General features: G+C 72.6%; 23 protein-coding genes. 9 read left to right on the plus strand and 14 right to left on the minus strand.

The features are described 5' to 3' along the window. Positions 1-59: 59 nt before the first annotated feature. From ABIA32_RS02905 to ABIA32_RS02915, 3 genes are all read right to left on the minus strand, one after another. Positions 60-2,627 (minus strand): ABC transporter permease, encoded by a 2,568-nt coding sequence (locus tag ABIA32_RS02905; protein ID WP_370092145.1) that lies wholly within the window; start codon positions 2,625-2,627, stop codon positions 60-62. Continuing rightward, positions 2,624-3,412 carry an ABC transporter ATP-binding protein gene (locus ABIA32_RS02910; RefSeq protein WP_370092146.1) on the minus strand — a complete coding sequence of 263 codons (789 nt, stop codon included), beginning with the start codon at positions 3,410-3,412 and terminating at the stop codon, positions 2,624-2,626. The genes ABIA32_RS02905 and ABIA32_RS02910 overlap by 4 nt, the downstream gene beginning before the upstream one ends. Before the next feature lie 169 nt (positions 3,413-3,581). Next, complete coding sequence (locus tag ABIA32_RS02915; RefSeq protein WP_370092147.1) at positions 3,582-3,890, minus strand: putative quinol monooxygenase; 309 nt, start codon at positions 3,888-3,890, stop codon at positions 3,582-3,584. Positions 3,891-4,140: 250 nt separating this feature from the next. Here ABIA32_RS02915 and ABIA32_RS02920 point away from each other — a divergent pair, with 250 nt between their 5' ends. Then, positions 4,141-4,959, plus strand: a complete 819-nt coding sequence (locus tag ABIA32_RS02920) for a hypothetical protein (RefSeq protein WP_370092148.1) — start codon at positions 4,141-4,143, stop codon at positions 4,957-4,959. Positions 4,960-4,979: 20 nt separating this feature from the next. Here the strand turns inward: ABIA32_RS02920 and ABIA32_RS02925 are convergent, their stop codons facing one another. Then, the gene (locus ABIA32_RS02925; RefSeq protein WP_370092149.1) at positions 4,980-5,438 is read right to left on the minus strand and encodes a molybdopterin-dependent oxidoreductase; all 459 of its coding nucleotides are present in this window, start codon (positions 5,436-5,438) and stop codon (positions 4,980-4,982) included. A 180-nt stretch (positions 5,439-5,618) separates the two neighbouring features. Further along, complete coding sequence (locus ABIA32_RS02930) at positions 5,619-6,440, minus strand: patatin-like phospholipase family protein (RefSeq protein WP_370092150.1); 822 nt, start codon at positions 6,438-6,440, stop codon at positions 5,619-5,621. A 143-nt stretch (positions 6,441-6,583) separates the two neighbouring features. On the opposite strand from ABIA32_RS02930, the gene ABIA32_RS02935 reads away from it, so the two are divergent. Then, entirely contained in the window at positions 6,584-7,459 is an 876-nt protein-coding gene (locus tag ABIA32_RS02935; protein ID WP_370092151.1) for an SMP-30/gluconolactonase/LRE family protein, read from the plus strand. A 96-nt stretch (positions 7,460-7,555) separates the two neighbouring features. After that, a complete protein-coding gene (gene ggt / locus ABIA32_RS02940; RefSeq protein WP_370092152.1) occupies positions 7,556-9,385 on the plus strand; it encodes a gamma-glutamyltransferase in 1,830 nt (609 codons plus the stop codon). 18 nt (positions 9,386-9,403) lie between these two features. Here ggt and ABIA32_RS02945 read toward each other — a convergent pair whose 3' ends face one another. The 4 genes from ABIA32_RS02945 to ABIA32_RS02960 are packed head-to-tail and all read right to left on the minus strand — an operon-like array spanning position 9,404 to position 13,721. Next, the gene (locus ABIA32_RS02945) at positions 9,404-10,072 is read right to left on the minus strand and encodes a response regulator (protein WP_370092153.1); all 669 of its coding nucleotides are present in this window, start codon (positions 10,070-10,072) and stop codon (positions 9,404-9,406) included. Next, a complete protein-coding gene (locus ABIA32_RS02950; RefSeq protein ID WP_370092154.1) occupies positions 10,069-11,421 on the minus strand; it encodes a sensor histidine kinase in 1,353 nt (450 codons plus the stop codon). Before ABIA32_RS02950 ends, ABIA32_RS02945 begins: the two co-directional genes overlap by 4 nt. A 10-nt stretch (positions 11,422-11,431) precedes the next feature. After that, entirely contained in the window at positions 11,432-12,694 is a 1,263-nt protein-coding gene (locus ABIA32_RS02955; RefSeq protein ID WP_370092156.1) for an acyltransferase, read from the minus strand. After that, positions 12,687-13,721, minus strand: coding sequence for an alpha/beta hydrolase (locus tag ABIA32_RS02960; protein ID WP_370092157.1), 1,035 nt, complete (start codon positions 13,719-13,721; stop codon positions 12,687-12,689). The genes ABIA32_RS02955 and ABIA32_RS02960 overlap by 8 nt, the downstream gene beginning before the upstream one ends. Before the next feature lie 572 nt (positions 13,722-14,293). On the opposite strand from ABIA32_RS02960, the gene ABIA32_RS02965 reads away from it, so the two are divergent. Then, positions 14,294-14,749, plus strand: coding sequence for a transglycosylase SLT domain-containing protein (locus tag ABIA32_RS02965; RefSeq protein ID WP_370092158.1), 456 nt, complete (start codon positions 14,294-14,296; stop codon positions 14,747-14,749). 135 nt (positions 14,750-14,884) lie between these two features. On the opposite strand, the gene ABIA32_RS02970 is transcribed toward ABIA32_RS02965, so the two are convergent. Further along, positions 14,885-15,751, minus strand: a complete 867-nt coding sequence (locus ABIA32_RS02970) for a diacylglycerol kinase family protein (protein WP_370092159.1) — start codon at positions 15,749-15,751, stop codon at positions 14,885-14,887. 3 nt (positions 15,752-15,754) lie between these two features. Beyond that, positions 15,755-17,377 (minus strand): FAD-binding oxidoreductase, encoded by a 1,623-nt coding sequence (locus ABIA32_RS02975; protein WP_370092160.1) that lies wholly within the window; start codon positions 17,375-17,377, stop codon positions 15,755-15,757. A gap of 81 nt (positions 17,378-17,458) precedes the next feature. Between ABIA32_RS02975 and ABIA32_RS02980 the strand changes: the two genes are divergently transcribed. From ABIA32_RS02980 to ABIA32_RS02990, 3 genes are all read left to right on the plus strand, one after another. Beyond that, positions 17,459-18,148: a TetR/AcrR family transcriptional regulator gene (locus tag ABIA32_RS02980; RefSeq protein ID WP_370092161.1), complete on the plus strand. Its 690-nt coding sequence runs from the start codon at positions 17,459-17,461 to the stop codon at positions 18,146-18,148. 55 nt (positions 18,149-18,203) lie between these two features. After that, positions 18,204-19,733 (plus strand): glycerol-3-phosphate dehydrogenase/oxidase, encoded by a 1,530-nt coding sequence (locus tag ABIA32_RS02985; protein ID WP_370092162.1) that lies wholly within the window; start codon positions 18,204-18,206, stop codon positions 19,731-19,733. A gap of 205 nt (positions 19,734-19,938) precedes the next feature. Beyond that, on the plus strand, positions 19,939-20,400 hold the full coding sequence (locus ABIA32_RS02990; RefSeq protein ID WP_370092163.1) for a DUF2690 domain-containing protein: 462 nt from the start codon (positions 19,939-19,941) through the stop codon (positions 20,398-20,400). A 16-nt stretch (positions 20,401-20,416) separates the two neighbouring features. On the opposite strand, the gene ABIA32_RS02995 is transcribed toward ABIA32_RS02990, so the two are convergent. Next, a complete protein-coding gene (locus ABIA32_RS02995) occupies positions 20,417-21,298 on the minus strand; it encodes a carbon-nitrogen hydrolase family protein (protein ID WP_370092164.1) in 882 nt (293 codons plus the stop codon). A 6-nt stretch (positions 21,299-21,304) separates the two neighbouring features. Further along, positions 21,305-22,861 carry an APC family permease gene (locus tag ABIA32_RS03000; protein WP_370092446.1) on the minus strand — a complete coding sequence of 519 codons (1,557 nt, stop codon included), beginning with the start codon at positions 22,859-22,861 and terminating at the stop codon, positions 21,305-21,307. A gap of 135 nt (positions 22,862-22,996) precedes the next feature. Between ABIA32_RS03000 and ABIA32_RS03005 the strand changes: the two genes are divergently transcribed. Further along, positions 22,997-23,611 carry a TetR/AcrR family transcriptional regulator gene (locus ABIA32_RS03005; RefSeq protein WP_370092165.1) on the plus strand — a complete coding sequence of 205 codons (615 nt, stop codon included), beginning with the start codon at positions 22,997-22,999 and terminating at the stop codon, positions 23,609-23,611. 26 nt (positions 23,612-23,637) lie between these two features. On the opposite strand, the gene ABIA32_RS03010 is transcribed toward ABIA32_RS03005, so the two are convergent. Then, positions 23,638-24,015, minus strand: a complete 378-nt coding sequence (locus ABIA32_RS03010) for a DUF5997 family protein (RefSeq protein ID WP_370092447.1) — start codon at positions 24,013-24,015, stop codon at positions 23,638-23,640. Positions 24,016-24,178: 163 nt separating this feature from the next. Between ABIA32_RS03010 and ABIA32_RS03015 the strand changes: the two genes are divergently transcribed. Then, positions 24,179-25,015, plus strand: coding sequence for a LysR substrate-binding domain-containing protein (locus ABIA32_RS03015; RefSeq protein WP_370092166.1), 837 nt, complete (start codon positions 24,179-24,181; stop codon positions 25,013-25,015). The last annotated feature ends 124 nt before the right edge of the window (positions 25,016-25,139 follow it).

A 25,139-nucleotide genomic window follows, 5' to 3' on the forward strand; every position in this document is an offset into this window, starting at 1 on the left:
CGCCCCGGAGTCCGGGGGCGCGCGAGGTAGCGGGATGGAGCTGTGCGGTGGGACCGACGCTAGTCCGTCGCGATCGCCCGCAGGACGTTCATCCGGGCCGCGCGGAAGGCCGGGAAGAGCGCGGCCACCAGGCCCACGACCGCCGAGCCGAGGAAGACGACGCCGATCGTGGTCCACGGGATGCTGAGCACGCCCAGCCCGACCAGGCTCAGCAGCCGCTGGGCCGCGATCCCCCAGCCCAGTCCCAGGCCGACGCCCAGGACCGCGCCGAACAGGGCGATGACCACCGACTCCAGCCGAACCATGCGGCGCAACTGCCTGCGCGACATCCCGATGGCCCGCATCAGCCCGATCTCCCTGGTGCGTTCGACCACCGAGAGGGCCAGGGTGTTCACCACGCCCAGCACCGCGACGATGATGGCCAGCGCCAGCAGCGCGTAGATCATGTTGAGCAGTTGGTCGAGCTGCTGCTGGATCATGTCCTTGTATCCGGCCTGGTCGCGGACCTTGACCTGCGGATAGTCGGCCGTGGCGGCCTTGAGCGAGGCCGCCGCCTCGGCTTGCTGACCCGGCTGCGCGGCCGCGAACATCATGTTGTTCAGCGGGAACGTGTCGGCCGGAAGGTACTTCCTCGCCTCCGCGATGTTCAGATACATCGCGCCCCGGTCGAAGACCGTGTCGTCCGAGGTGATCGCCCGGACGGTGAGCTCGGCCGTGGCACCGCCCGTGAAGGCGACGCCGATCCGGGAGCCGAGGGCGACCTTGTGGTCCTTGGCCCAGCCTGCGGGCACCGACATCGCTCCCGGCCCGTAGGCGTCGATCAGCTTGCCCTGCACGGTCTTGGCCTGCAGGTCGTCGGTGTAGGACGGCGTGGCCGCCGCGACCTCGGTCTTGTCCTTGGTTCCGTCCGGGGCGATGACCGTCGCGGCGACGTCGGCCCGGTCGGTGACGTGGGCCAGGTGGCCCGCGGCGTGGATGGCTTGCGCCGCGGCCGGGCTGATCGGCCGGCCGTTGCCGGACTGGATGATGAAGTCGGCGCCGACGGACCTGTCCATCTGGTGGGTCGCCGAGGCCACCATCGAGTTGCCGACCACCGACAGCCCCGAGACCAGTGCGAGCCCGATCATCAGCGCGGCCGCGGTCGCGCCGGTGCGGCGCGGATTGCGCAGGGCGTTGCGTTCGGCCAGTCGTCCCACCGGGCCGAACATCCGCAGCGTCACCGCGCCGAGGACCCGGACGACCAGGCCCGCGAGCAGCGGTCCGACCACCACGAAGCCGACCAACGTCAGCAGCACGCCCAACGCGAGCAGCCCGGAACCCGCCGAGGCGGTCGCGGACGTGGCGGCCAGCGTGAGGGCCGTGCCGCCAGCCGCGGTGAGCAGCACCCCGAACGCGGCCCTGACCCGTCCGGCACGCGCGTCGGCGGGGGTGCCGGCGTCGCGCATGGCGGCCATCGGCGAGATCGCGCCGGCCCGACGGGCGGGCAGCATCGCGGACACGACGGTCACCAGGACGCCGAGCGTCAGACCGACCAGCGGCGTGGCCGCCTTGATCGTCAGGTTGGCGGTGTCGAGGTGCATGCCCAGCGCACCCATGATCTTGATCAGCCCGACGGCCAGGCCGATGCCCGCGCCGATCCCGGCGACCGAGCCGACGACCCCGAGCAGGACGGCCTCGAAGAGCACCGAGCGGTTGATCTGCCGTCGGCTCGAACCGATGGCCCGCATCAGCCCGATCTCCCTGGTGCGCTGCGCGACCAGCATGGAGAAGGTGTTGACGATCAGAAAGACGCCCACCAGGACGGCGATCCCGGCGAAGCCGAGCAGCACGTACTTCATCGGGTCGAGAAAGGAACCGATGTCCTTCTGCCCCTGGGCCTTCTCCTCGGCGGCCGTCCGCACCTGGTAGGTCCCGCTGCCGAGGGCCGCGTCGACGCGCGCCTTGAGCTGGTCGTTGCTGACGCCGGGCGCGGCGGTGAGCGCGTAGTCGGTGAACGCGTCGCGGGAGCCGAGGAGTTCGCGCTGCGCGGTCCCGGTGTCGAGGTAGACGAGCGTCGCGCCCGGATTGGTGGTCTTGAAGGTGGCGATGCCGCCCACCCGCACGGTGAAGTCGCCTCGGGCGGAGATGATCCGCAGCCGGTCGCCGATGCCCAGGTGGTGCTTGGCCGCCGTGTCGGCGTCGAGGACGGCCTCGTCCGGCTGCTGCGGGGCGTGGCCGGAGGTGATGCCGACGGTCCGGGTCTGGGTCCGGTCCCAGTTGGAGACGATGGTGGGCGCGCCGGTGCTGGAGCCGATGTCCTGGTTGTGGCTGTCGGCCACGGTGACCTGGCCGCTGCTGACCTCGGGCACGACGTCCGCGACGCCGGGAACCTGGGCCAGCCTGGTCTGCAGGGAGGCCGGGAGGGTGTCCGGCGCGCCGGTCTTCTGCGCGTTGTCCACCTGGTGGGGCCGGACGGTGACGTCGGAGAAGGTCGTCGCGAAGAGCCGGTCGAAGGTGGAGTTCATGGTGTCGGTGAACACCAGCGTGCCGCAGACGAAGGCCACGGACAGCAGCACGGCGACGGCGGAGAGGGCCATCCGGCCCTTGTGCGCGAGGAAGTTGCGCAGGGAGGTCCGCAACACGGTCATGACGTCCGGCCCCGGGAGTCGAAGGACTTCAGCTTCTCCAGCACCGCGTCCGCGGTGGGCGCGATCATCTCGTCGACGATGCGGCCGTCGGCGAGGTAGAGGACGCGGTCCGCGTAGGAGGCGGCGACCGGATCGTGCGTCACCATGACGATGGTCTGGCCGAGTTCGTCGACGGAGCGGCGCAGGAAGCCCAGGATCTCCGAGCCTGCGCGGGAGTCGAGGTTGCCGGTCGGCTCGTCGCCGAAGATGATCTCGGGGCGCGCGGCGAGGGCCCGCGCCACGGCGACCCGCTGCTGCTGCCCGCCGGACAGCTGCGCCGGCCGGTGCTTGAGGCGTTCCGCCAGGCCGACCGTCTCCACCACCCGCTCCAGCCAGGCGCGGTCCGGGGTGCGGCCCGCGATGTCCATGGGGAGGGTGATGTTATCGAGTGCGTTGAGCGTGGGCAGCAGGTTGAAGGCCTGGAAGATGAAGCCGATGCTGTCCCTGCGCAGCCGGGTGAGCCGCTTGTCGCCGAGCTTGGTGATCTCCGTCTCGCCGACCCAGATCTGACCGCTCGAGGCGGTGTCGAGACCGGCGAGGCAGTGCATCAGCGTGGACTTGCCGGAGCCGGAGGGCCCCATGATCGCGGTGAACCGGCCGCGCGGCATGTCGACGTCCACCCCGTCCAGCGCGACGACGCGGGTCTCGCCGCTGCCGTAGGCCTTGGTGAGCGCTCGCGCGCGGGCGGCGACAGCCGTGCGTTCTCCGTTGCCCCGGGCCTGGGGACTCCATACGGACGTGGTCACTGACGGCTCCTGAATGCTCGACACGGGCGTGCGTCCTTGTGCATCCAGGCTGCTGGACCGGGTACCTCGGCAGCCATGGGGCAGGTCACCGTGCCGGGGTGGGGCTACCCCCACCCCGGCAACCCGCGCCTGCGGCCGTCGGATCCGCGTGCCAAGCAGACGGCGCCGCTCACCGCTGGTTGGCGGCGATCAGCCGGTAGTCGGTGAACACCACCGGGCCGGCCGCAAGCACCGGCCGGTAGACCGCCTCGAACGCGCGGACCGCCGCCGAGGCGCCATGGGCCTCGTGCGCGGCCTCGTCGGCGAAGGTGAAGAGGTGGACGAATCTGGTCGGGTCGTCCTGCTGCTGCCACGCGGCGTACATGAGGGTGCCGGGCTCGTTGGCGGCGACGTACGCCACGAAGGCGGCGATCGCCTCCGTCACGGCGGGGACGCCTTCGGGCATCACCTGGTAGTGCGCGGTCTGGTAGATGGGCACGTCGGAGGCTCCTCGGCTCGGACGAATCCCCCTCTGACCCATTGCACCGCCGCCGACCGGACCAGGCCATCCGGCGCGCGGGGCCACCGGGTCCGAAGATTCACAAGTGAAGGACGAGATTCCTGCAACGTGCGGCGGTGTCGGGCGAGTCTCCCGTTCGGGGGCTGCACCACCGAACTCGTCCTGCCACGGCCGGCGCCACGTCAGCCTCCCCGGCCGCGCGGGACCCAGCACGTGACAGGGACTGACCATGCATCGTCTCCTCGGTCGACGGCTCGCCGCGACCACGCTGGCCACCGGCGTACTGTTGGCCACCGCTCCGGCGCTGGCCGCGCCCGCCTTCGCCGCCCAGCCCGCTGCCACGCGGCCCCACCACGCGGCGCCCGCCGGCCACTCGGCCGCCCACTCGGCTGCCGACGTGCTCGACGCGCTGACCCGCGCCACCGAGGTGCGCTACGCCGACGCCCACTGGAACTGGACGGCGTGGAACGACAGCACGCCCGTCGCCTTCGGCGGCGACCAGCCGAACTACCAGTGCGCGGAGTTCGTCGCCCGCTCGATGGCTGCCGCAGGCCTCATACCGGGCCTCGGTCCGAACGACCCGCAGAGCGCGTACTTCACCTACCAGGCCCCCAACGGCAAGGTGTACGACCTGCTGCTGATCTCGGATCTGCCGCAGTATCACAACCTCTACGACTACCTGATGGACAGCGGCGTGGCCCAGGACATCGGCGACCACCCCGAGCTCGCGCAGCCGGGCGACATCGTGGTCACCTACGCGGGCCCCGGCGGCACCAAGAGCCACACCGGCCTGGTCGCCCAGGCGGCGACAGCCACCTCCGAGGCCACGGTCGACGGCCACAACCACGCCAGGATCGACTTCGGTTACCACTACTTCGCGCCCTCGCACCTGGTGCGACTGGTTCCCGACGCCGCGCTCGAGGTGTGGACCTGGGCCCTGCAGCAGCAGGCCCTGCACGCGAGCGGCGCCGGCGTCGGCTCACCGCGGACCCAAAGCCCGCGCCTCGGGTCGCCGATCCCGAGCGACCCGGCCGGCCCGCAGGTCTGATCCGGCAGCGGCACGTCGCGTCACTCCACGCCGCTCCAGGCGTGGAGTGGACCGACCCAGACGGCGGTGATGCCGCTGATGTACCTGGCCCCGCAGACGTCGTCGGGGACGACGAGCTGCGGACCCGCCTCGTCGAGGGGGCGGCCGTCGATGCTGGTGGCCAGCAGGATCGGTCGGCCGCTGAACTCGGGGTCGATCTCGGCCCAGGAGAGCAGCACGAAATGCCCGTCGGCCCCGGTGACGGTCAGCAGATGGCCCAGTCGGCCCTTGCGGGTCGCGGACGCGAGCCGGGGCTTCGTCGTCCCCAGCACCTCCCAGAGGCGCGGGCCTTCGAAGGTGTGGCGCTGCGGCCCGTTGGTGCGGCAGTCGAAGGTGACGTCCGCCCGATGGGCGGAGAGTCGGCGCAGCTGGTCCACGGTCAGTTCCGCGGGCTGTTCGATGTGGCCGTGCAGTCGGACGGCGGGGGCGGCGCGGTTCACGGGCGGGCTGGCCCCTTCCCTGAGGTGCGGCAGGTCTTCCAAAGCGATACCCCGCCAGGGACTCACCGAACCGCACCTGCGACAGAGCAGCGTCGAAAACCCTCGCACTTGCCATGCACCGACCGCCCGCCAGTTCGCAACTGCGATGGCTGGGGTGGGCCCGCCGCGCCCACTCGCCTCCTACACCCAGAACGCCGCGATCTGCGCGGCGAGGGCCAGGCCCTGGGCCCGGCCGGCCTCGGCGCACGGGGTGCGGACCGTCGGGTCCAGCGGGTTCGGTCCGATCGCCGCGATCGACGCCGCGTCAGGCCCGACCACCTCGACCGCCCCGTCGAGACCCTCCACCTGTGCCTCGAGGTCGCCGTCGGCCGCCGCCAGCGGAGCAACGATCAGCACCTTGTCGCAGCCCTGCGCGAGATCCGCGTTGCACATGGACCGCATGCCGCCGTCCATGTAGCGCGCGTCGCCGATCGTGACCGGCGGCCAGACACCGGGGACGGCACAGCTCGCGGTGACCGCGTCGACCAGGCCCACGCCGGAGGTCCGCTCGAAGAGGACCGGCTCGCCGTCGCTCACGTCGACGGCGACGATCACGACGTCCCGGGTGGACCACTCGTGGACCGGAAGCCGCGCCGCGACGACCTCGCGCCGTGCCGCCTCGGAGACAGTCTCCGTCTCCACCGCCACCTTTCCGGCGAAGCGTCGGCGCTCGGTCGGTTCGAGGGCGGCGCTCTCGGCCCAGCTCGCCATCAACGCCTCGACGGAGACCCCGGAAGCGATCTCCCGCGTCTGCAGGGCCGGGTCCGCCTGGCGGGCGTACAGCTCACCCAGCGCCGCACCGCTGGCGACCTGCGCGGCCACCACCGATCCGGCCGAGGTCCCGACCAGCCGGTCGGCGTCGGTGACGTCCGCCCCCGCCTCCGCCAGCCCGGCGAGCAGCCCCGTCGCCCAGGCGACGCCCGCCGGGCCTCCCCCGCCGAGAACAAGTGCACGTGTGGTCACGATGGCATCCCCCTGGCGATTCACGGTCCCGAACTCTGAACTCTCGTCAACGAGCGTATACGGTCGGTGCGACAGAAGATCCGCAACAGCCGGTCGGGTACGGTGCCGACGACCGTCCCTCGACCCGTCCCCCGGGAGCCTCCGTGCCCGTCGTCCACCAGCCCCGACCCGTCCTGGACGTCCGCGCCGCCCTCGGTGAGGGTCCTCTCTGGGACGCCCGCGAGAACGTCCTGTGGTGGGTCGACATCCCGCGCGGTGAGCTGCACCGCTACGACCCCGCTCGCGGCAGCGACACCGTCCGTGCCTTCTCCGGCCCGCTCAGCGCCGTCGCCCTGCGGGCGCGCGGCGGCCTGCTCCTCGCGCTCGGCGCGACGGTCGCCGTGCTCGAGCCGGATGCCGCAGGCGTCGCGCCGCGCCCGCTCGCCCAGCTCCCCATGCCGTCCCCGGAGCACCGCCTCAACGACGGCCGCTGCGACGCCCGCGGCCGGTTCTGGGTCGGCAGCATGGCCGAGGACGATCCCGGCACCAGCGCGCTGTACCGAATCGAGCCGGACGGCGCGGACGCTCGCGTGGTCGAGGTACTGACCGGCGTCAGCATCTCCAACGGCCTCGACTGGTCGCCCGACGGCTCCCTCGCCTACTACGCCGACTCCCCCACCGGCGAGGTCGCCGTCTTCGCGGCTGACGACTTCCGCCGCGTCGGCACGCTCGCCCGGTTCACCGGCTGCGTCCCCGACGGTCTCACCGTCGACGCCGAGGGCGGCATCTGGGTGGCCCTCTACGACGGCCACGCCGTCCATCGCTACCTTCCCGACGGCACCCTGGACGCGGTCGTGACCGTCCCGGCCGCGATGGTCACCAACTGCACTTTCGGCGGCCCGGAGCTGAACACCCTCTACATCACCACCGCGAGCCGCGGGCTCAGCGACGCCGAACGCGCCGAACAGCCCCACGCCGGCGCCCTCTTCGCCTGCGAGCCCGGCGTCGCCGGTCGCCCCGCCCACCGCTACGCGGGGTGACCTCAGGGGCGGCCGAGGCGTTCTTGTCATGCAGCGGGCATCTGTGCCGCAATAGGGGGTCACGGGTACCGCCAACGAGCCGCACCGGAGGCCTGGATGAGCGCACGCAGACTGGGACCGACCACCCGCCTCGTCACCCCGCTGCTGCTCGTCTCGGCCCTCACCGCCTTCGCGCCCCCACCCGCCACCGCGCCTACAGCCGCGCCCGCCGCCACGCCCGCGCCGAAGTCGGCCGAGGCCACCGGGACCGGCGGCGCGGTCGCGAGCGTCTCCGCCGAGGCCACCGACATCGGCATCGCGGTGCTGCGCCACGGCGGCAACGCGGTCGACGCCGCCGTCGCCACGGCCGCCGCGCTGGGCGTCACCGAGCCCTACTCCTCCGGCATCGGCGGCGGAGGCTACTTCGTCTACTACGACGCCCGCCGCCACCAGGTGTTCACCCTGGACGGCCGCGAGACCGCACCGGCCACCGCCACCTCCGGCCTCTTCCTGGAGAACGGCAAGCCGCTGGCCTTCGGCGACGCCGTGAGCAGCGGTCTCTCCGTCGGCGTCCCCGGCAGCGCGCAGACCTGGCAGGAGGCACTGGACCGCTGGGGCAGCCGCTCGTTCGCGGATCTGCTCCGGCCCGCGGAGAGGCTGGCCGAGAAGGGCTTCGTCGTCGACCAGACCTTCCACGACCAGACCGCCGCCAACCAGACCCGCTTCGGCTACTTCCCCGCCACCCGCGCCCTGTTCCTACCGGGCGGCCAACCGCCCACCGTGGGCAGCGTGTTCCGCAACCCGGATCTGGCCGCGACCTACCGGGAGCTCGCCCGTCAGGGCACGGCCGCGCTCTACCGGGGCGACATCGGCAGGGACATCACCTCGCTGGTGCAGCGGCCCCAGGTCGACCCGGCGTCGGGGTGGAACGCCCGCCCCGGACAGCTGAGCACGGCCGACCTCGCCGCCTACCGGGTGCGCGCCCAGGCGCCGACCGAGGTCGACTACCGCGGGCTCGACGTCTACGGCATCGCGCCCTCGTCCAGCGGCGGCACCACCGTCGGCGAGGCGCTCAACATCCTGAACACGTTCGACCTCGCCCACGCCTCCTCCAGCCAGTACCTGCACGACTACCTGGAGGCGAGCCGGATCGCGTTCGCGGACCGCAACCGCTGGGTCGGCGACCCCCGCTTCGTGGACGTGCCGACGCAGGGCCTGCTCTCGCAGCGCTTCGCCGACTCCCGCGCCTGCCTGATCTCGCCCACCTCCAGCCTGACCAGCCCCCTCGCCCCCGGCGACCCGAACAACCCGGGCGCGGGCTGCGTCAGTTCGGGCACCCCGGCGCCCACCACCACCGAGGGGACCCACACCACCCACCTCACGGTCGCCGACCGCTGGGGCGACGTCGTCTCCTACACCCTGACGATCGAGCAGACCGGCGGCAGCGCGATGGTCATACCGGGACGCGGCTTCCTGCTCAACAACGAGCTGACCGACTTCGACTTCACCCCGGCGGTCGCCGGCGTCCCCGACCCCAACCTGCCCGGCCCCGGCAAGCGCCCGCGCTCCTCGATGTCCCCGACGATCGTGCTCAAGGACGGGCGCTTCGACTTCGCGCTCGGCTCCCCCGGCGGCTCCACCATCATCACCACCGTGCTGCAGGTGCTGACCGAGCACGTCGACCGAGGGCTCAGCCTGGAGCAGGCCATCGCCGTGCCCCGGATCAGCCAGCGCAACCGCTCCGTCACGGACGCCGAACCGGCCTTCCTCGGCTCGGCCGACGCCCAGGCGCTGACCGCCATCGGCGAGACCTTCACTCTCAATCCGGAGATCGGCGCGGCGGCCGGCATCCAACTCCTGCCGGACGGACAGCTCCAGGCGGCAGCTGAACCGGTCCGCCGTGGCGGGGGCGCCGCCGCCGTGGTCGACCCGGCCCCGACGGGCTGACGCGGGCAGCCCGGCCGGTCAGTAGCCGGCCGGGCGGACCAGGCCGGTCTCGTAGGCGAAGACGGCGGCCTGCGTCCGGTCCCGCAGGCCGAGCTTGACCAGGATCCGGCTGACGTGGGTCTTCACCGTCTGCTCCGCCACGATCAGCTGCACCGCGATCTCCGCGTTGGACAGCCCCTGGGCGATCAGCGACAGCACCTCGGTCTCGCGCTCGGTCAGGTCGCCCACCCGCTCCCGCAGCGGCTGGCGCGGCGCGCCAGGCATCCTGGCGAACTCGCTGATCAGGCGCTTGGTGATATTGGGCGCGAGCAACGCGTCGCCCCCGGCCACCACCCGCACCGCCTGCGCCAGTTCGTCCGCCGAGGCGTCCTTGAGCAGGAAGCCCGACGCGCCCGCGCGCAGCGCCTCGTAGACGTACTCGTCCAGATCGAAGGTGGTCAGCACCAGCACCTTGACCTGGCTGTCCGGCGGCCCGGTGATCCGCCGGGTCGCCTCGATGCCGCCGAGCTCGGGCATCCGGATGTCCATCAGGACCACGTCGGGCGCCAGTTCCGCGACCTTCGCGACCGCGTCGAGTCCATCCACCGCCTGGCCGACGACCTCGATGTCGGGCTCCAGATTGAGCAGCACCGAGAATCCCTGACGGACCATCATCTGGTCGTCGGCGATCATCACGCGGATCGTCATGCGGGGTCCTCCAGGGACGCGGGAAGCACGGCCACCACTTCGTAGCCGCCGTCAGGGGTCGGGCCGGTGGCCAGTTCGCCGCCCAGCATGGTGGTCCGCTCGCGCATGCCCAGCAGGCCGTGGCCGATGCCGGGCGCGGGCGTGGGCGGGTGGTCCGGCGCGGCATTGGCGATCCGGACGGTGAGGCCGGTGGCCCGGTAGTCGAGCAGCACCCTGACCGAGGCGCCCGGCGCGTGCCGCATCGCGTTGCTGAGCGCCTCCTGGACGATGCGGAAGGCGGAGAGTTCGACGCCCGGCGAGAGCGCACGCCGTTCCCCGACCGTCTCTATGACGACCGCGAGACCCGCTCCGCGCACGTTCTCCATCAGTTCGGGCAGCCGGTCCAGGGTCGGCTGGGGTGCGTCGCGAACCCCTTCGGCGTGGGGGTCCTCACCGCGCAGCACGCCCAGCACGTGACGCAGTTCGGCCAGCGCCTCGACCGCGTTCTGGCGGATGCCGGCCAGGTTCTCGCGCAACTCCTCCGACGGGTTCTCCACCAGGTGCGGCGCGACCTGCGCCTGGATGGAGATCACCGACATGTGATGGGCCACCACGTCGTGCAGCTCGCGGGCGATCCGGGTGCGCTCCTCCAGCAGGGTGCGCCTGGCGCGCTCCTCGGCGGTCAGCTCCTCCTGCGCGACGAGCTGCGAGCGCGCCACCCGCCAGCCGCGCAGCGAGGCGCCGATCAGCACGGCGATCGAGAACACCATGACGGCGAACCCGATCGCCGATCCCTGCCCCTGCGGCTTGTAGAGCTGGGCGAGCACGGCCACGAACATCGTGATGCCCAGCGCCTCGATCGCGGCCCGCGAGCGCACCCGCAGCGCGAGGACGAACAGCACCAGCGCCTGCAGGAGGATGGTGGCCGGAGTCCAACCGGCCTGCACGGCCGAGTCGGTGCCGGTCATCTGGAAGACGACCCCGCCGCCCCTGGCGAAGGCGGTGGCGGACCAGGCCGCCGCGAGCATCGTCGCGGTCGACAGCCACCAGGCCCTGATCGGCTCCCACAGGGTCGCCACCAGCGCCACCGACTGCAGGGCGGCCAACAGCAGGCCCAAGGGCACGCCGAGGTGGTAGGAGAAGGCGTACTGGTTCGTATTGATCACCAGCAGGGCCGTGGCGAGCAGGACGAACAGCGTGACCACCGCACGCGGCGCCCGGGACGGCAGGCCCGTTCCCGTCCCGCCCCGGCGCAGCCGCCACCCCGAGGCGGACTGGTCCAGCGCCGGGGTGACCAGGTCCTCCCTGATCGTCCGCCCCAGCGCGCGCGCCGCCCCCGTCAGTCGTTTCCTCAGTTCGTCCCCGTTCACGGCACTCACCTTAGAGCCGGTGCGCCAGATCAGCGGGCGCCGACGCCATCGCCGAACCGATCGCGGGCGCGGGCGCGGGCGCGGGCGCGGGCGCGGGCTGCGGCGTGGAACCGGATGACCGCACCACCCTGCTGCCCGTGCCGCGACCGCCCTTTGCCGCCGCCCGTCCCTGTTCGTGGTGGCGGAACGCCACCCAGCAGATCGAGAGCATCAGCGCGAAGACCGGCAGCCAGGCGACCCTGGCCAGGATCCAGCCGGCGCCGTCGGGGACCGTGTGCAGGCCGAGCAGCGGGTGTCCGGCGAGCAGGCCGAGGGCGGCGACGGTCATGGCCGCGGTCTGGTGCCACAGGAAGATGGTCATCGCGGACAGGTTCACCAGCGCCACCGCGGCCCAGGCCCCCGGCCTGGCCAGCCACCGGCGCAGCGGGCCGAGGAGCAGCAGCGCCGCGCCGCACTGGGCGAGGCCGAAGGTGACGGCCGCGAGCGTGGGCGGGTTGAGGTTCGAGATGTGCGCGCCCGGCACGCCGACCATCGAGGCGGGGTAGCCGGCGAACAGGACGAGCAGCGCAGTGGCGGCGGCACCGCCGAGCAGCAGCACCCAACCGGTCGCCCGGCTCTTGAGCCCTTCCCTGGCCCACGCCGCGCCCAGGCAGTAGGGGACCAGCCAGCCGGCGGGCAGGTTGATCCAGCCCACCCAGGCCGGTCCGTGGAAGCCGTAGCGCCACAGGTCCACGTAGAGCACGACCGCGAGCGGCCAGAGCGGGTGCAGCCGGGCGACCAGCGGGGTCGCCGCCGTCAGCGCCGCGAAGACCAGCAGGAACCAGAGCGGTGAGAGGACGAGCTTCACCAGCGTGTGCACGGTGGCGTAGTCGACGCCGGAGGCGAGCATCGCGACGGTGACCACGGACCAGACCACCAGCACGGCCGCGACCGGCCGGAAGAGCCGGGTGAGCCGCGCCGCGAGCCACTCCGGGTAGCCGACGCCCTTGGCGCGGGCGGAGGCGTAGCTCCGTGCGGCCACCTGGCCGCCGACCAGGAAGAAGACCGCGAGCGTCTGGAACGCCCAGGAGATCGGAGCCAGTTGGGACATGTGCTGGAGCGGGCTGGCCACGTGGATCTTGCCGCTGTCGAAGACCAGCGCGGTCACCAGCCAGTGGCCCATCACCACGCCGAGGATGGCGAAGGCGCGCAGCGCGTCGATGGCGCGGTCCCGGTCGGGCGGTGTGGCGGCGTCGATCCTCGCCGCCAGCTGACGCAGAGACGTGCTAGGCATGCTGGGCCTCCTGCCCGTTCGTGGTGAGGGCGGTGCTGTGGGAGGTGCTGTGAGAGGTGCTGCTCGCGTCCGCCGCGCCGGTGACGATCGCCGCGATGCTGCGGAGCGCGAGCGAGCCGGGCTTGAGGTAGCCGCTGTGGTCGGCGTCCCCGGCCTGGAAGATCCGGGCGCCGAAGCCCGGGGCGACCGGATCCGCGCCGAGCCCGACGGTGGTGAAGAGGATCGGCAGCCGCAGATGCGGCACGTTCGCGACCCAGTCCTTGCCGCCACGTCCGGCCCAGACCGTCGCCTTGGTGTGCAGAGCGGTGACGTTGCCCGCGTCGCTGCCGACACCGGGGCTTCCGTAGAGGACGAGGTCGGCGACGTCGAGCCCGCTCGCGGCGCGGGCGCAGACCACGGAGCCGTAGGAGTGGCAGACCAGGGAGGTCCGTGCGCCGGGCTTCAACTGCTGCAACTCGCCGACGAACTTGTCGAGTTGCGGTGCGGCCTGGTCCGCCAGGCCGGCCGTCAGCACCTCGGGGCTGACCGTCGCCGGCGTCGCGTACCCGAGCCAGGCGATGACGGCGGTGTGCGCGGCGTCGCCGCCCGCCTGCTGCTCCAGCGCGGCGGCCCCGGCGCGGAGGCGCTCGTAGCTGTCGAGGTTGGTGTCGGAGCCGGGGACCAGCACGGCGATCCGGTCGGCGTGCGCGAGGTCGCCGAACACCTCGACCGTGCGGCCGCCGTCGCGGCCGTCGAAGGAGAGGAAGTGCCGCGACGGGTCCGCCATCGCCTGCAGCGCGGCGGCGCGCTGCTTGTCGCCGTAGGCGTCCGCCATGCGCTCGGCAGCCAGGATGCCGTTCCGGCTCGCGGCGTAGCGGCCGTCCAGTGCGCCGACCCCGCCGACGGCGAGCGGCGCCTGCGCGACCGGCTCCGGCGCGGGCACCGACCCGGGCCCGGCCATACCGGACAGCGGCGCGGCGACGGCCGCTGCCACCAGACCCGCCAACAGCGTGCGCCTCAGGCGCGGGGTGATCCGACGGGACACCATGGCCGACTGCTCCTCTTCGCTACCGGATCGCTCGTCCGCTTCCGGTACCGAAGCTAGAAATCAGGCCTTGTGGTCGGCGTCCCACCGGGGAGCGCTCTTCCGCCGTAGCTCTGGAGTACTACGGGTAGGCAGGGTCGAACCCCACCGTGGACCTTGAGCCCAGCGTGACGGGCTCATCACTGTCCGCAGCATTCACGGGCCGGCTGTGCCCCGAATCACGCCCAAACCACCCATAACTGTGCTCTCGACCACTAACAGGGTCGATTTGCTTGCCCGTCGCGACAGACCCATGTGACGGTGTTGAAACGTCGCCGATCTGATCGACGCTGACTCGATCGACGACGTGGCAGCCACTCCCACGGCTGCCCAGGGGCCCGATGCCCCGGGGCGCGTTCCGCCCTCACAGATCGACCACGGGTCCGCGGTGTGCGGCCGCCGACCTGGTCGAACGTGCACAGCACACCCCCGAGTGGCACCCTGCTGCCTTCCGACGCGCGCCGATGCGCTCGCGCCGGGCAGGAACCGACGTGTCTCCCACGAACGTCCGTGCCGCTCCCTGTCTCTGGAGTGACATGCGCAACAAGGTCCGTCTGGCCACCCGTCTGACCGTCGCCGCCGCCATCGCGGGCGGCGCCGTCCTCACCACCGTCGGCGCCGCGAGTGCCGCGACCCCGACGAGCTACAGCGCCTCCGGCTACGCCGACAACCTCTCCGGCTGGATCGCCGAGGCCCAGGCCGTCCTGGCCGCCGACGGCGACCACGTCCCCTCCGCCGACGCCATCGCGGCCCGCGCCATGACCGAGTCCTCCGGCAACCCGCTCGCGGAGAACCACTGGGACGGCAACCAGGCGCTCTACGGCGGCACTTACGGCCTGATGCAGTTCATCAAGCCGACCTTCGCCACCTGGGCCCTGCCCGGCCACACCAACATCATGAACCCGGTCGACTCGATCATCGCCAGTGTCCGCTACGCGAACCACACCTACGGCGCCTTCGAGAACATCGCCTACACCAAGAGCGGTTACTGACAGACCGTCATCCCGCTGTAGCTGTAGTGCCCCCACCACGCCCCCGGCCGCGCCGGCGCCTCACAGCGCCGCGCGGCCGCGCGCGTTCCCGACCGACGTGTTCCAGACCGACGTGTTCCCGACCGGCCCCGCCGGTCAGCCGATAATCGTCAGCGCCCCCGGCAGCAAGGTGATCCGGGCCGGGAGGGTGGCGATCTCGTCGCCGTCCGCGCAGACGGGGACGGGGCGGTCCGTGTCGACGGTCACCGTGCGGCCGGTGGTCAGGGAAACCTCCGGGCGGTTGATGTGGGTGCCGCGCTTGGCCTCCTGCATGAAGGAGATCACCGCGCTGCGCGGGCCGTCCCCGACGACCATCACGTCCAGCAGTCCGTCGTCCAGCACCGCCGGCGGCACGATCCGCAGACCGTGGCCGTAGGAACCGGAGTTGGCGACCACAACCGTGTGCGCGCGCACCTCACGGCTGACGCCGTCCACCTCGAGGCGGTAGCCCGCAGGACGCCAGCCGAGGATCGCGCGGATCGGGGCGAGCCGGTAGACCAGCAGCGCGGGCAGCCGACGCCCCGCGTTGATGATCTGCGTGGCCACCGAGTCGATCCCGATGTAGACGTTGCCGGGCACGATCGCGCCGTTGACCTCCAGCACGTCGATCGCCCGGGTCGGGCCGTCCAGCAGCACGCGGGCCAGCGCCGCCGGGTCGTTCGGCAGGCCGAGCAGGCGGGCGAGGTCGTTGCCGCGGCCGGCCGGGACGATGCCCAGCACGCCGTCCCCGCGCACCACGCCGTCCGCCACGTCGCGGACCATGCCGTCCCCGCCCACGGCGACGACCACGTCGCCGCCTTCCGCCGCGCGGCGCGCGCAGGCGATGGCGTCCTCGCGGCTGCGGGTGGGCAGCGCCCGGACGCTCGCGCCCGCCGCGCGCAGGTGCTCGGCGACCGCGCCCCAGCGGGCGAAGGCGTCGCCGCCGCCGGAGATGGGGTTGATCACCGCAGTGAAGTCGCGCATGAGTCAGTCACCGTCCGCGAGAGATCTGACGAGCACACCGGGGTTGAGGATGCCGACCGGGTCGAGCGCGCGCTTCACCGCGCGCAGCGCGTCCACCGCCAGCGGGCCGATCTCCTCGGCGTAGGTGTCGCGGTGGTCGGTGCCGACGCCGTGGTGGTGGGTGATCGCGGCTCCGCAGGCGCGGATCGCCGCGTTGGCAGCGGACTTGGCGGCCTGCCACTGCGTGACCGGGTCCTCGGTCTGCGCGCAGGCGACGGTGAAGTACAGCGAGGCGCCGGTCTCGTAGACGTGCGAGATGTGGCAGAGCACCAACGGCGGCGTGGCCTGACCGCTCAGACTGTCCGTCAGCGCAGCGGTGACGGCCGCGCGCAGCTCGTGCAGCCCGGACCAGAAGGTCACCGTCTCCAGCGTCTCGATCAGCACCCCGGCGTCCAGCAGCGGGTCGCGCAGGTACGGCGCGCGGTAGCGGCCGGTGCGCCAGGCTTCGCCGCCCTCCGTCCCGAGCAGTTCCCCGCCCGCGGCCTCCAGCACGGCCGTCGCGCCCGCGCGCCGGGCCGCGACCTCGGCGGCCGTGCCCTCGTAGCCGGTCACCGCCAGGCAGCCGCCGGGCCCACCGCCGAACATCGCCGCCGGGTCGGCCAGGTTGACGCTCGTCTCGGCCTCGTCGGAGAGCCGCAGCACCGTCGGCACCTGGCCGTCCTGGACCAGCTTGCGCAGCGCGTCCGCGCCCGCTTCGAAGGAGGCGAACCGCCAGGACTCGTAGACCCGTTCGGCGGGCGCGGGCCGCAGCCGCACGGTCACCGAGGTGATCACGCCGAGCGCGCCCTCCGAACCCAGGACCAGCTGCCGCAGATCGGGCCCGGCGGCCGACTTGGGCGCGCTGCCGAGCGTCACCGTCCCGCGCGGGGTCGCCAGAGTCAGCCCGACCACCATGTCGTCGAAGCGCCCGTAGCCCGCCGAGGACTGTCCGGCCGAGCGGGCCGCCGCGTAGCCGCCGATGCTCGCACCCTCGTAGGACTGCGGGAAGTGGCCCAGCGTGTAGCCCTTCTCGCGCAGCGCCGCCTCGGCCGCCGGACCGCGCAGGCCCGCCTGGAGCGTCGCGGTACGCGAGATCTCGTCGACGGAGAGCACCGCGTCCAGGCGCTTCAGGTCGACGGCCACCACCCCGGCGAAGCCCGCCCGCAGCGGGGCCAGCCCGCCGACGACCGAGGTGCCGCCCGAATAGGGGACGACCGCGACGCGACGCTCGGCGCACAGCTCCAGCAGCGCGACGACCTCCTCGTGCGTGCCCGGGTACGCGACGGCGTCCGGCGCGTCCGTGCCGTCGCCGGCGCGGAGCCGGAGCAGGTCGGGGGTGGACCAACCGCGGGTGTGCGCGACCCGCGCCTCGTGGTCGGAGCGCAGGTGCCCGGCCCCCACGACGGCGGCGAGCGCGGCCAGCGTCTCCGGGTCGAGCGTGATCGCGGGCAGCAGCACCGCCTCGGGCTCGACCGGCGGCTGCGTGGGCGTCTTCACACCGAAGGCGGCCAGCGTGTCGCGGGCGGCGTCCGGCAGGTGCGTCGCGTGCGCGGGGTCGCCCCAGCGGTAGGGATGGAAGTCCACGACGGGCAGGTCTGACTCGGTCATCGGGCTCGATCCTCGGTGGTGTGTTCACTGCGGGCGGCGACAGCCAACGATGGGCGGGCCGCTGATACACTTCTACATGTGATGTCGCAGCGAATCAACAGCCCCGCCGAAGACTCGCCCATTGAGCCCTCCCGAACGACTGAGCCCAAGGCGGTCGAGTTCAAGGCGGCCAACGCCATTCCCGAGGAACAGATCCTCGACGCGGCGTATCGCCTGCTGCTGACCATCGGTCCGCAGCGGATGACGATGGCCGATCTCGCCCGGCAGGCCGGGGTCTCCCGGGCCACCCTCTACCGCCGCTGGGGTTCGGTACGCGAAGTGCTGGCCGCGCTGACCACTCGGGCGTGGGTCGGGCTGGCCGAACAGGCCTTTCCGGCCGAGACCCGCGCCGACGTCTCCAGTACCGACCACTCCCGGGCCCGCCTGGTCGACGGCGTGGTGCTGCTCGCCCGCGCCATCCGCACCCACCCGCTGCTGCGCACGATCATCGAGCTCGACCCCGAGTTCCTGGCGCCGTACCTGCTCAAGCGGCGCGGCACCAACACCAACCACCAGCTCGCCATGCTGGAGGCGGGCCTCCGCGCGGCGATCGCCGAAGGCGCGGTCCGTGAGGCCGACCCGGCCCTGCTCGCCCGCTCGGTGCTGCTCACCGCCTGGTCCTTCACCCTCACCGGCCCGGTCTTCGCCGACGCCCCCGAGGGCACGGGCCCCGAGCTGGACCGGCTCGACGCCGAACTGCGCCTCATGATCGACCGCTACCTCGCTCCCTGACGCTCGTCCCCGGACGTCACACCAGCATCGGCCCCGGCAGACAGGACCCACCCCCGTGAACTCCTCCCTCAACGCCGCCCGCCGCGCCCGCGAGCTCGCCGCGCTCCGTGCATCGGACGCGCCTGCCGTTGACGTGCTCGTCATCGGCGGCGGCGTGACCGGCGCGGGCGTCGCGCTGGACGCCGCCTCGCGCGGCCTCTCCGTCGTCCTCGCCGAGAAGCACGACCTCGGCTTCGGCACCAGCCGGTGGAGCTCCAAGCTGGTCCACGGCGGCCTGCGGTACCTCGCCTCCGGCAGCGTCGGCATCGCGCACGAGAGCGCGGTCGAGCGCGGCATCCTGATGGAGCGCACCGCCCCGCACCTGGTCCGCGCGCTGCCGCAGGTCGTCCCGCTGCTGCCGGGTACCGGCCGCGCGGAAACCGCCCTGGTGCGCACCGGTTTCCTCGCCGGGGACGCGCTGCGCCTCGCCGCCCGTACCTCGTCCGCGACGCTCCCGCGCTCGCGCCGGCTCTCCCGCGCCGAGGTGCTGCGTTACGCGCCGACCGTCCAGGCGGCCGGACTGCGCGGCGGGTTGGTCTTCTGGGACGGCCAACTCACCGACGACGCCCGCCTGGTGACCGCGCTCGCCCGCACCGCCGCCGGCTACGGCGCACAGGTTCTCACCCGCTGCTCGGCCACCGCCGCCACCGGGACCGGTGCGACCCTGCGCGACGAGCTCACCGGCGAGAGCTTCACCGTCCGCGCCCGCATGGTGATCAACGCCACCGGCGTCTGGGCGGGCAGCCTCGCTCCCGACATCACGCTGCGGCCCAGCCGGGGCACGCATCTGGTGTTCCGTCAGGAATCCTTCGGCGGCCTGACCGCCGGGCTGACCGTGCCGATCCCCGGCGAGACCAACCGCTTCGTCTTCGCGCTGCCCGCGCCCGACGGCCGCGTCTACGTGGGCCTGACGGACGAGGACGCGCCGGGACCGGTCCCCGACGTCCCCGAGGCGACGGACGGCGAGATCGACTTCCTGCTGCGCACCATCAGCTCCGCGCTGCGCACCCCGCTCACCCGCGCCGACCTCATCGGCACCTTCGCCGGCCTGCGCCCGCTGCTGGACACCGGCTCCGGCCGCACCGCCGACGTCTCGCGCAAGCACGCGGTGCTGACCGCCCCCGACGGCCTGGTCACCGTCGTCGGCGGCAAGCTCACCACCTACCGCCGGATGGCCGAGGACGCCCTCGACCAGGCCCTGGCCGCCTCCGGCACCACCGCCGCGCCCTGCCGCACCCGTGCTCTCCCCCTGGTCGGCGCCGCCGACCGGGAGACCCTCGCCCGCGTCGACGCCCCGCTGCGCCTGGTCCAGCGCTACGGCACCGAAGCCCCCGCCGTCCTCGCCGAGGCGGACGGCGACCCGGCCCTGCTCCGCCCGATCGCGCCCGGCACGGACGCGACCATGGCCGAACTCCTCTTCGCCGTCCGCCACGAGGGCGCCCTCGACGCCGGCGATCTCCTCGACCGCCGCAGCCGCCTCGGTCTCTCCCCCGCCACCCGCGCCGCGGCCCTCCCCGCTGCGGAGGCGGCGCTGTCTCGCGACTGACCCCCGCCGCTGTCGGCCTGGGAGCCCCAAGCGTTCCCAGCCGTCTCACTCAGCTGTCCCAAAGCAGTGGTCACGGCCGTGAGCCGGGCCGACGCGTCTCACGATTCCCGGGGGAATCGAACCTGCCTGCCCAGGTAGCGCAAGCTGGCGATCACCACCGGGGCCGACGCCGGCCGACGGTCCAACTCCCTATCAAGGAGAGTCCTTGCGTCTCACCACCCTCGCCAAACGGGCCGCAGTCGTGACCACGTCCACCGTGATCCTCGCTGCCGGGTTCACCGGCAATGCCAACGCCCTCGCCTACGACGGGGCCGACCCCAACGGTTCCGGCTGTTCCGCCGATGCCATCACCGCCGCGTCCGTGCCGTTGGGCAATGGCGGCTACTCCGTGTACGGCACCATGGAGCTGCGATACAGCCCGTACTGCCGTACTGTCTGGGCCCGCGTCTGGTCCGACGGGACCGAACTCTTCGCCCAGGTCCACCGCAACTCGGACGATGCCACCCAAAGCTGCGGGACTCCCACCTGGAGCAGCAGCGCCGGGCGCTACTACTGCTACACGGCCATGCTCAACGACGCGAACGTCACGTCCTACGCCTGGGGGTACGCCTCCTACTACCCGGGCCCCGGCGATGCCAGCGTGACCGGACACACCTCCAACTACTGAGTTCGAGCCAGCGAGATCAACTGTCCGCCGACTCCTTCAGCCAGTCCGGCGTGCGGAACGAGCCCCCGTACATGGGGAGGTCGATCGACGCGCCGTAGCGGGCGAGCTGACTCCAGGGCCGGTTGATCCCGGCCGAGCCGTAGCGGCGGACACGGGTGACGGCGTCCAGGTCGAGCACGTCGACCAGGACCTCCTCACCCGTGCCCGCCTGTTGGCGCACGATGCCCTCCGGGTCGACGATCGCACTGGCGCCGACCCCGGCCGGGTCGGCGGCGTTGACGTTGACGACGTAGAGCTGGTTGGTCCAGGCGTTGGCCCGTGCGCAGACCAGCTCCATCTCCCGGTCGCGGGTGGTGGTCAGCGTCGGCTGGATGACGATCTCCGCGCCGAGCCAGGCGAGTTGGCGCATCGTCTCGGGGAACGAGCCGTCGTAGCAGATGGCCAGACCCACCTTGCCGACGCCGGGGATCTCGAAGAAGGTGAACGAGTCGCCCGGCTCCGCCTCCTCGTAGGGCTGCCACGGGAAGACCTTGCGGTAGCGGGCGACGATCTCGCCCTCCGGTGAGATCACCAGCGCGGTGTTGTGGATCACGCCCTCCGGCGTGCGCTCGAAGACGGTGCCGGGGACCAGCCAGAGGCCGGTCTCCACCGCCAGCGCGCAGATCCGGTCGGTGAGCGGACCGGGCAGGGTGACGGCGGCCTGCTCCATCCAGTCCGCCGGGGCGGGCCGCAGCAGCGGCCCCTCGGCGGCGAGGAAGAGCTCGGGGACGACGACGAGCTGCACGTGCGGGAAGGTCGCCCGCACGGTCCGCACCTGCTCGGCGAAGCGGAGCCAGCTGGCCTCCAGGTCGTGCGGCACGGGCGCGGTCTGCAGCGCGGCGATGGCGAGGGTACGCATGACGACTCAGTCCTCAGTGGGGTCGGTGACGGTGAGATCAGTGACAGAGAGTTCGGTGACGGTGAGTTCGGTGACCGCTGTGCGGCCGTCACGGAAGAAGCGACGGAACCGGGCGCGGACGACCAGCATGACCGGCACGCCCAGGACGAAGGAGCCGATCCCCAGCAGGAACACGCCGCCGACGCCGTGGAAGGACGTGCTGCCGTAGCCGGGCGCGATCATGTCGTGGGCGCTGCGGGCGAAGGCCGCCAGCATCATGAGCCCGCCCAGCAGCGGCAGCACCCCCTTGAGCAGCAGCTCGCGCGGCGACTCGCGCAGTCGCCTGCGGAAGTGCCAGACGCAGGCGAGCGCGGTGGTGCCGTAGTAGCAGGCGATCAGCAGGCCGATGGAGAGGATCGCATCGCCCAGGAACCGCGCCGAGACCAGCTCGAGCAGCACTAGCAGCGCGGCGGCGACGCCCCCGAAGAACATCGTGCCGAAGGCGGGCGTGCGGTGGCGCGGGTGGATCCGGGCGAAGGCGGCCGGCAGCGCGCCGTGCGCGGCCATCGAGAGCGAGCCGCGGGGGCTGCTGACCAGGCAGGTGAGCAGCGCCGAGACCGCCGAGACGCAGACCGCCAGCTTGACCACGGTCGCCAGCGCGCTGCCCAGCACCGGCGGCCCGAGCGTCGCCAGGATGTCGGTGGCGTTGGCGGCGTTGCCCAGCCCGAGGCCGGTCGTTCCGGTGCCGGCGAAGCTGATCGCGGCGAAGGCGGTGAACAGGTAGGTGCCCAGCAGCACGAAGGTGGAGACCATGACGGCCTGGCCGGGGACCCGGTCCGCGTCGCTGGTCTCCTCGTTGACGGTGATCAACGCGTCCCAGCCCCAGTAGATGAAGAGGCAGAGCAGCACCGACTCCGCGAACGGTCCGACGCCGCCGAAGGCGAAGGGGTCGAGCCAGGCGAGCGAGGGTGCCGCCGCACCGTGCCGGGCGAAGGCGGCGAGGCCGAAGCCGAAGAGGGCGATCAACTGGAGCCCCAGCAGCACGTACTGCACCGAGGCGGCGATCTGCACGCCGCGTCGGGCCACGAAGGTCGCGCCGGCCAGCAGCGCGAGCGCGGTGCCGGTGACCGCGACGGTGTTGCCGGTGAGGCTGTCCAGTCCGACGACCTGGAGCAGGTAGGCCGCGCCGACCTGGGACAGCGCGGTCATCGCGATCAGCGTCGCGATCTGCGGCACCCAGCCACCGGCGAGCCAGCCTGTCGACCCGCCGAACGCGCGGGTGGTCCACACGAAGGTGGTCCCGCAGTCAGGCATCTCCTTGTTGAGCTCACGGAAGGCGAAGGCGGTCAGCAGGATCGGCACGAAGCCGACCAGCAGCGCGGCCGGGGCGAGATGGCCGACGACCAAGGTCACCAGGCCGAGGGTCACCGCGATGCTGTAGGCGGGGGCGACGGAGGAGAGGCCGAGGGCCACAGCACCGAGCAGGCTAACCGAGCCGCTGCGCAGCCCCTTGTCCGCGGGGGCGGCGGCCGCGTCGGATCTCTCTCCGGCGTCGGCTTCGGCGTCGGCTTCGAGCGGGTTCATCGTCACGGTGGGGACTCCTGACGTGGGGCAATCGTTTGTTAAATCTGGATTTAAGAAGCGAGCCAGAGCCCTGTCAAGAGCTGAACAGAATTTGTTAAACTCCAGCACAGAACCTGCGACAGGGAGGAACACACGATGCCCGCGAAGAAGGGCGGCAGCAAGGAGGCCCGCCGAGCCGAACTGAGCGCGGCCGTGCAGCGGGCGCTGCTCGTGCGCGGACTGGAGGGCCTGCGGCTGCGCGACATCGCCGAGGAGGCGGGGGTCACACCCGCTGCGGTGCTCTACTACGGCGATCTGGACGCGCTGGTCTACGCGACCTACCAGCAGGCGATCGAGCGCTTCAGTCAGGAGCGCGAGCAGGCCGCGGACCGCTTCGGCGACGCCCGCGACAAGCTCGCCGCCTGCATCGAGAACGGCCCGGCCTCAGGTCCGGACGACGCGCTGACCCGGCTGCTCTTCGAGTACTGGCCACGCTGCCTGCGCGACCCGAAGGCCGCCGCCCTGGACAGCGCATTGACCGAACGTCAGATCGCGGTCTACGCCTCGGTCCTGGTCCTGGGTCAGGCCCAGGACCACTTCGTCCTCACCGACCCGCCGCGGCTGCTCGCGGCCAACTTCGTCGCCATGGAGGACGGCTATCAGATGGAGATTCTGGCGGGGCGCCGCACCCGCACCGAGGTACTGGCGGCGCTCCACTCCTACGCCCGCGCGGTCACCGGCCACGACCCTGGCCGGTCCGCGTCATCCTGATGCCTGCCGCCTGAGGGCGGACGGGCTCAGCCGGCCTGCGCCGCCTTGCGCGCGGCGTCCGCCGCCTGCTTCTCCTTGATCCGCGCTTCCTCCTTGCGGACGTCCACCTGGTTGGCCCGCTCGTGCTGGAGCCAGAGCGGGTTCTCTTCCTTGATCGCGTCGATCTCGGCGGTCGTGAGCGGCTCGGTCAGACCGGCGCGGCCCAGGCCGGAGACGGTGATGCCGAGCTTCGTGGCCACGACCGGCCGCGGGTGCGGGCCGTTGCGGCGCAGGTCGGCGAGCCACTGCGGCGGCGCGGCCTGCAGCGCGTTGAGCTCCTCGCGGGAGACAACGCCCTCCTGGAAGTCGGCGGGGGTGGCGCCCAGGAACACGCCGAGCTTCTTCGCCGCTGTGGCGGGCTTCATGGTCTGCGTCGACTTCGGCGCGGCCTTCTTGCGCGGCGTCTCGCCGTCGGTGCTGTCGGTGCTGTCGGTGCCGTGGGGCTGGGTCGTCTGGGATTCGGGCGATGTCATGGGTCCAGGGTAGCGAGCGAGCGACCGCGCTGGTCACAGCCGGTAACCTGGCTGTGTGACAGACACGCACGAATCCGCTTCCTTCCGGCTCGCCTATGTCCCGGGAGTGACACCCGCCAAGTGGGTGCGCGTCTGGATCGAACGGCTCCCCGACGTCCGCCTCAATCTGGCTCTGGTGCCCGCCGCCGAGGCCGAGGCGTCCCTGCGCGCCGATGCGGCCGACGCGGGCCTGGTCCGCCTGCCGGTCGACCGGCAGGGTCTGCACGCGATCCCGCTCTACACCGAGACCACGGTGGTCGTCCTCCCCAAGGACCACCGCCTGGCCGAGGCCGCCGAGACGGCCGAGGTCGCCCCGGCCGATCTGGCCGAGGAGCTCGTGCTGCACCCGCTGGACGACGTCTTCGACTGGGAGGAGTTGCCCGGCCTGCCCGCGAAGGAGCGCCCGGCGACGACGCCGGACGCCGTCGAGCTGGTGGCGGCGGGCGTCGGCGTCGTAATCGTGCCGCAGTCGCTCGCCCGCCTCTACCACCGCCGTGACCTCACCTACCGCCCGCTCACGGACGCCCCGCAGTCGCAGGTCGCCCTGGCCTGGCTGGAGGACCGGACCACCGACCTGGTCGAGGAGTTCATCGGCGTGGTCCGCGGCCGGACCGCGAACAGCTCCCGAGGCAACACGGCCGCCGCGGCCGCGAACACCGCCGCCGCGCCGAAGAAGCGCGCCACCCCTGCGGGCGGCGGCAAGGCGGGCGGCGGCAAGGCAGGCGGCGGCAAGGCAGGCGCGGGCCGAACCGGCGGCGGCAGCGGAAAGTCGGGCAGCGGCGGGCAGCGCGGCGGCGCCGGTAAGCCGAAGCCCGGGAGCGCGAAGCGCGGCAAGCCCCGCCGCCGCTCCTGACCTCTTCGCACCGAAGTGGACCAGGGAACGGCCACCACAATGGCTCTTCTGGCTGGACCTCCTCGCGCCGTACGGTCGTAGCACCCCAGCACACACGACCACGACCACGACCAGTCGAGGAGCC

Source organism: Streptacidiphilus sp. MAP12-20, assembly GCF_041262525.1.
Taxonomy (GTDB): domain Bacteria; phylum Actinomycetota; class Actinomycetes; order Streptomycetales; family Streptomycetaceae; genus Streptacidiphilus.